This is a genomic window from Shewanella sp. SG41-4, from assembly GCF_014164505.1.
Classification (GTDB): Bacteria; Pseudomonadota; Gammaproteobacteria; order Enterobacterales; family Shewanellaceae; genus Shewanella.
The window spans coordinates 1-5,839 of record NZ_JACJFI010000243.1 but is presented as its reverse complement, the minus strand read 5'-3'; the positions used below and the strand labels follow the sequence as shown (position 1 = coordinate 5,839).

The 5,839-nt window shown below is 42.6% G+C and carries 6 protein-coding genes; 4 read left to right on the top strand and 2 right to left on the bottom strand.

Annotation, left to right across the window (positions count from 1 at the left end; all coding sequences use genetic code 11):
* From H5202_RS17170 to H5202_RS17155, 4 genes are all read left to right on the top strand, one after another.
* On the top strand, positions 1-549 hold a 549-nt coding region (locus tag H5202_RS17170), incomplete at its 5' end, for a DsbA family protein (RefSeq protein WP_182773151.1).
* A 179-nt stretch (positions 550-728) separates the two neighbouring features.
* Positions 729-1,409, top strand: coding sequence for a monofunctional biosynthetic peptidoglycan transglycosylase (gene mtgA, locus H5202_RS17165; RefSeq protein ID WP_182773150.1), 681 nt, complete (start codon positions 729-731; stop codon positions 1,407-1,409).
* Between the two features lie 273 nt (positions 1,410-1,682).
* Positions 1,683-3,617: a B12-binding domain-containing radical SAM protein gene (locus H5202_RS17160; protein ID WP_182773149.1), complete on the top strand. Its 1,935-nt coding sequence runs from the start codon at positions 1,683-1,685 to the stop codon at positions 3,615-3,617.
* A 229-nt stretch (positions 3,618-3,846) separates the two neighbouring features.
* The gene (locus H5202_RS17155; protein ID WP_123776657.1) at positions 3,847-4,281 is read left to right on the top strand and encodes a dCMP deaminase family protein; all 435 of its coding nucleotides are present in this window, start codon (positions 3,847-3,849) and stop codon (positions 4,279-4,281) included.
* Between the two features lie 184 nt (positions 4,282-4,465).
* On the opposite strand, the gene H5202_RS17150 is transcribed toward H5202_RS17155, so the two are convergent.
* Both H5202_RS17150 and H5202_RS17145 read right to left on the bottom strand, forming a co-directional pair.
* Positions 4,466-4,876 carry a hypothetical protein gene (locus H5202_RS17150; protein WP_182773148.1) on the bottom strand — a complete coding sequence of 137 codons (411 nt, stop codon included), beginning with the start codon at positions 4,874-4,876 and terminating at the stop codon, positions 4,466-4,468.
* Between the two features lie 172 nt (positions 4,877-5,048).
* The gene (locus tag H5202_RS17145; RefSeq protein ID WP_182773147.1) at positions 5,049-5,282 is read right to left on the bottom strand and encodes a hypothetical protein; all 234 of its coding nucleotides are present in this window, start codon (positions 5,280-5,282) and stop codon (positions 5,049-5,051) included.
* Positions 5,283-5,839 lie beyond the last annotated feature (557 nt).

The window sequence follows — 5,839 nt, the reverse complement described above, 5'->3', positions numbered from 1 at the left end:
CAACAGCAGTTTAGTCAGCAATTGAGTCTACAGTATCTAGTGGGTGGTTTAGCGCCCGACTCAGCAGAACCAATGCCGCAACCCATGCAGCAAATGTTACAACAAACCTGGCATAAGATTAACCAACAATTAGGTACAGAATTTAATCACGACTTTTGGCAACATTGCCAACCAAGGCGATCAACTTACCCAGCATGCAGAGCCAGCATCATTGCTCGCCAATATGGGCTTGAGCAACAGATGATCAACGCCATTCAACAGGCTTATTATCTTAATGCACGCAACCCATCTGATGTTGATACTTTAGTATCGATTGCGACTCAATTAGGGATCCCTGCAGACTTGTTCACAGAGCAATTAAACGCTGATGAAACAGAAGATAAATTGCTCAACGAAATCAATTTTGCTCGCCAACTTCCCATTCAAGGATTCCCCTCATTAGTGCTTATGGTCGATAACAGCGCCTACCCTATTAGGCTTGATTATCATCAATGGCAAACCAGTTTGGCAGACATACAGACAATCTTGTTAAAAGCCCAACCGAGTTGATTAGCGCATTAGGGCATTAGGACTGGATGACTAAATGACTCACCATGTAAATGTCTCTTATGATATTAAGTTTACACAAGGTTGATTAGCCTTTGGCCTTAATGCCCAATATCCTATACTCTGCACGTCGAAAATAACAAAGCCCATACAGGCTCGTTAAACATAACATGAGGCAGTGAATGACAGATCGTAAACGAGGTTTTTTCGGTTGGACATGGTTTGTCATGTGGCGTTTTTTGCTATTACTGGCGCTATTCCTGCTGGTGCTTAGATTTGTACCGCCACCGACAACGTCATTTATGCTGCAAAGCGATTATCCGGTTAGTCAGCACTGGATAAGTATTGATGAACTGCCAGCCCACATGCCATTAGCCGTAGTGGCCGCAGAAGATCAGCTGTTTCCAGAGCACTTCGGGGTTGATGTTAACTCCATCACTAAAGCCCTTAACCAGTACGATGATGGCGATGGCCTGCGTGGTGCCAGTACTATCACCCAGCAAACCGCGAAAAACCTGTTACTTTGGCCGGGAAGAAGCTTTGTTCGCAAGGGTTTGGAAGCCATGTTGGCCGTGAGCCTTGAAGCGATTTGGGGCAAAAAGCGTATCTTAGAAGTGTATTTAAACGTGGCTGAATTTGGTAAAGGTATTTACGGCGTCGAGGCGGCGAGCCAGCATTATTTTAACAAATCTGCCCGTTATCTATCCAACAACGAAGCAGCGCGCCTAGCGGTGCTTCTGCCAAGCCCACGTAACCGAAACCCTAACAATTTAACCCCATATCTTAGTCAAAGAGTGGCTTGGGGTGAAAAACAAATGCGCCAACTTGGCACTGGCTATTTAAAGCCTATTCTTACCAATTAACCACCATCAGTTGCCCGTTGTTATTGCTCTTTGTTAAGAGCAATAACAACTCGAACTGCCCTTCATATTTAAAAGATCAAAATATTGATCATTGATAAGCCATTGGCCTTTAATATCATTCAAAAAATACTTTTCTCTTCCAATCGTCATCATGTGGCGAAAACATGATGCCTACTAGCAAGCCAGATGAAAGCCGGAATTAACAGGATTTGAACTATTTTTACTGTTAGAATGCGAGCTCATTTTTATCGGCTTTTACGATCAAGGCAGGCTATGACCGTTCTTCTAATGACTCCACCGATGACCCAGCTGAATACACCCTATCCAGCAACAGCGTATTTAACCGGTTTTTTACGCTCACGAGGCTATGAGGCGGTTCAGCGAGATCCTGCGATTGAGCTTTTTCTTGAGATGATGACAGCACCTGCGCTGGACATTATTCGTCAGCACGTAGAAGAAAACTTCGAACACTTTGAAGACGACGAACTGCCAGATGTCATTTTTAACTTTCTGGCTGAATTTGAGCGTTATCACCTGACTGTTGAACCTGCCATTCGCTTTTTACAGGGCAAAGATCCCAGCCTTGCAATGCGGATTAACACCCGCCGTTTTTTACCCGAAGGCCCAGCGTTTGATGCAATTGCTGAAATGGAAGCGGTATCTGGCGACGTGTTGCAAGCCGCCTTTGGTAATTTAGGCGTACAAGATAAAGCCAAGTATCTGGCCACCCTGTTTATTAATGATCTATCAAACGTTATTACTCAGGGCGTTGATCCCTACTTTGAAGTCAGTCGATATGGCGAGAAATTAGCTGCGGCCAACCCAAGCTTTGACAACCTCTACGACACCCTAATGGGTGAGCCGAGTTTCAGCTCTGAAATTTTGGAGCAGCTGGTCGAGATGTATCTGGAAGACACCCAACCAAGTGTTGTCGCATTAACCGTGCCGTTTCCCGGCAATATGCTGGGCGCGTTACGTATTGCGCAGACCTGTAAAGCCATTAATCCAGACATTCCTATCGTCATCGGCGGCGGGTTTGTTAATACCGAGCTGCGCGCACTAAAAGATCCTCGTGTATTTGAGTTTATTGACTTTATCTGTCTGGACGACGGCGAACGCCCGCTTATCACTCTGCTAGAATATTTTGAAGGCAAGCGTGAGATAGACGATTTAGTGCGAACCTATTTCCTCGCAGAGGATGAAAATGGCCAGCCCTATGTCCATTTCAATGAAAACACACAGCTGCACGATATTCCACAATCTGAGGTCGGCGCACCCATTTACGACGGCCTGCCACTAGGTGACTACCTGTCTTTATGTGAAATGCTCAACCCAATGCACCGCATTTGGAGTGACGGACGTTGGAACAAACTGACCATAGCCCATGGTTGTTACTGGCGTAAATGCAGCTTCTGCGACGTCAGCCTGGACTATATTGACCGCTACGATACTGCAGGCGCCGATGTGCTGGTTGATCGAATCGTAGAGCTTGTCGAAGAAACCGGACAAACTGGTTTCCATTTTGTCGATGAAGCCTTACCACCAAAAACCTTATTTGCGTTTGCAAAACGTCTCATTGAACGCGGCGTAGTGATCAGTTGGTGGGGCAATATCCGTTTTGAGCGTACCTTTAGCCCAGCACGTTGCCAATTACTGGCAGATTCAGGTTGTATCGCCGTCAGCGGCGGCCTTGAAGTGGCGTCAGATCGTCTACTTAAACTGATGAAAAAAGGCGTCAGCGTTGAGCGAGTCGCCCATGTAACCAAAGCATTCAGTGATGCCGGTATTATGGTTCACGCTTACTTAATGTATGGCTTCCCAACACAAACCGAGCAAGAAACCATAGACTCGCTAGAAATGGTGCGTCAGATGATGGAGCTTGGTTGTTTCCAGTCAGCCTATTGGCACCGTTTTGTCGCCACCATCCACAGCCCGATAGGCATGAACCCAGAGGAATTTGGTATCACCCTTGCTGAGCGCCCAGAGATCTTATTTGCTGAAAACGATGTCGATTTCACCGACCCGACCGGAACGGATCATGACATGCTGGGCGAAGGACTGCGTAAAGCAATCTACAACTACATGCACGGTATCGGTTTTGACCAACCAATGAGCTTCTGGTTCAACGAACCCGTTTCCCGCACATCAATGAAAAAAGACCTAATATCAAAAGCGATTAATAACTTTATTCTGAGTCATGAAGAGTAGGTAATGAAGAGTAATTAGGACTATCTCATTGGAATAAGTAAACGCGACCTAAATAATTGGCAGTCAAATTCCGCTATACAGACGCACCATAACCCTACTTAATATAAGAAAGAGTAAGTGGGTCCAGGTTAGAATATTGAAGGTTGATTTATCACTGTTCTGCATAGAGAATAGCGCCTAATTGAAATAATAATTAACGTGATACATAAAGCATAGGAACGGCAATAAGATGATGACAAAATGGGCGACACGCTTTTTACAAATGGCCGAGCTCGTAGCATCTTGGAGTAAAGATCCCTCCACCCGAGTTGGCGCTGTAATCACCGAAAACAATCGCATCGTCTCGCTAGGCTTTAATGGTTATCCTCACGGAATATCAGATAGCGCTGAAACCGATAACCGTGAAATGAAACTGCTAAAAACGCTTCATGCCGAAGAAAATGCCATTCTCCATGCCAAACGAGATCTCAGTAGCTGTGAGATTTGGGTAACCCACTTCCCCTGCCCAAACTGCGCCGCAAAGATTATCCAAACAGGATTACGCGCCGTGCATAGCCCACAACCCAACGAAGATTTCCTGTCACGCTGGGGAGATAAGATTAAAGTCAGCGAAGATATGTTTGAGCAAGCTGGCGTTCAAGTCGATTGGATGCAAGTAGATTAACCTACTTTTTCACCGTCGTTCCGGCAATGCGGTTGAGCCGGAATCCAGGTGTTTACTCTTTGCATTTATGGCCTGCGTGGCACTTAATCATAGTAAAGGGTGAACAGTCTAGCTTCACTTTACTAGCTGGCTTTAAAAGGCTAGGTAAAAATTTAACAATGGATGCCAGATTAATTCGTGTCGTTTACAAGCTTTCTAAGAATATTTGCCAAGTAAAAAATAACAACCACAGAAGGCCAAGCATAAAAGCGACATCTTCTTTAATCGATGAGCCAAACTCTGAGCTATTATCACCAAAAAAGTAACCTACTGGTTTGGAATATATTACTGCCGCTAAGCATAAACCTGGCACAAGATAATACAGCACCCAATCTTCTAAATACGTGCTTGTTTCACCGGCACCCATGACAACGTAACTGTGCCCATACATCAGTAAATAGACTATGTATATGAGTACAAGAATAACGGCAAAATACTTACCCCATTTCCATTTTTTTAAGTTATCCGAAAGCGATAAATCGAATTCATGATTTGAATAAATGCCAAAAAAGATCAATGGCAGTATCAGTAAAAAAATGCCTAAAAAAGTACTCAAAATACAGCTCGCTCTAGAAATTTAACAACGGGTAGAAATTTAACAATGGGTGGCATGGTTAACGCTTACAACTACTTATCTTTTTATAAAAGTTTTACCCTGCCCCCACTAAATTTTAAGCCCCGATATTTGCACCATTTAAGGTTTTGACAATACTTTGCCAAAATACTCGTTAGCTATATTGATGCGATATTTTCATTTTATTGATGGCTCTAACTAACCCAAATACTCCGCAAATACCTGAACAAATTAGCCCCAATTGCAAAATACTAACTGAATTGAAGCTAAAATCATTTGAATAGGCAACAAGACCTATTAAGTGGCCTAGCTGAAAAATACCCGCTACTATTGCGATTGAAAAGATGCTTAACCAAAGCCAGTTAAAAAAGTTTTTTTGGTATTTCATAACGCTTCCTTGCGGCTTTAAAAACTAACGAACGAGTATTTATTCGTTGCCCTGTGTGCATTGCTATGTATTTCTATCTTCAGCTTTAGCCAGCTTAATTCTTAAACTATGAAATAAAGAAGCAAACACAAAAGTTGTGAATAAAAGAGTTAAACACAACAGTTTTATACCAATACTCTCGCTCTCTACGAACGCATTTAATATTGCGGATAGTAAAATAAAACCAAATAGATAATAAGTTTGTACACTACTCAACGTAACTCCCTGTATACATAACTGCGTATTAGAATTAATTCTGAAAAAACATTCAGATGCTTCTCAAAAACTCATCTAAAAATAACTTTATTTATCAATAATTCCAGTAAGTTATCAGATTAATCATTTGAAATCAATCGCCCTTAAGTCTAAATAAAACCGAACATTATAAAACAATCCTAACGGTGTTTAAAAATCAGATTGCAAAAATTGAAACTAAAATCGTTAATCTCATCGAATCAAATCCTGACTACCAAGCTAAAAATATCAAAAAACAATGCTATCAAAGTAAGCGGTCAATT

Coding starts and splice junctions, on each gene's coding strand:
- H5202_RS17160 (WP_182773149.1), top strand. CDS start 1,683: ATGACCGTTCTTCTAATGACTCCACCGATGACCCAGCTGAATACACCC.
- H5202_RS17145 (WP_182773147.1), bottom strand. CDS start 5,282: ATGAAATACCAAAAAAACTTTTTTAACTGGCTTTGGTTAAGCATCTTT.
- H5202_RS17155 (WP_123776657.1), top strand. CDS start 3,847: ATGATGACAAAATGGGCGACACGCTTTTTACAAATGGCCGAGCTCGTA.
- mtgA (WP_182773150.1), top strand. CDS start 729: ATGACAGATCGTAAACGAGGTTTTTTCGGTTGGACATGGTTTGTCATG.